Origin of the sequence: Campylobacter showae CC57C (assembly GCF_000344295.2) — a bacterium.
GTDB lineage: Bacteria > Campylobacterota > Campylobacteria > Campylobacterales > Campylobacteraceae > Campylobacter_A > Campylobacter_A showae_B.
Window position 1 is genome coordinate 1 of sequence record NZ_AOTD01000255.1, and the last position, 559, is coordinate 559.

Genomic DNA, 559 nt, shown 5'->3' on the forward strand with positions numbered 1-559 from the left:
TTAAGCGATATAAATTCGGATCAAATTTAAAATTTAGCGAGCGCCATAAACCGCTCGCTATTTAAAAGAATTAAGCACCTATAATGATGTGGCTAGCTTTGATGATAGCAGTTACTTCATCGCCAGCTTTTAGAGCTAGGTTTTTAGCTGATTCATTTGTGATGATAGCGCTTAGTTTATCGCCGCCTGCTATCTCGATATCTACTTCAGCGTTTACCGCACCCTCTGTTACTTTTATTACCTTACCTTTTAGTTGGTTAGTAGCACTTAGCTTTAGACCGTTCTCACCTTTAGCTACTATGATAGAAGAAGCTTTAAATAGATAAACTACCTTTTTACCTGCTACTAGATCTAAAGCCTTTTGGCTATCTACGGTTACGGTTGCTTTTACTGTCTCTCCACCTTGTAGTTTTGCTACTACTAGAGAGTTTACCGCTCCCTCTCTTACCTCTGTGATTTGAGCTGACAGTTGATTTCTTGCGCTAAACATTGCGTTTTCCTTTGTGATTAAATTTAATTTCGTATTAAAATCTGAGCGAATATTAACAACTTAAACTTT

General features: G+C 37.2%; 1 protein-coding gene. It reads right to left on the reverse strand.

Features of this window, described 5'->3' with window-relative positions; translation table 11 throughout:
• Positions 1 to 70: 70 nt before the first annotated feature.
• Positions 71 to 490 (reverse strand): TOBE domain-containing protein, encoded by a 420-nt coding sequence (locus H740_RS10425; protein ID WP_002953721.1) that lies wholly within the window; start codon positions 488 to 490, stop codon positions 71 to 73.
• Positions 491 to 559 lie beyond the last annotated feature (69 nt).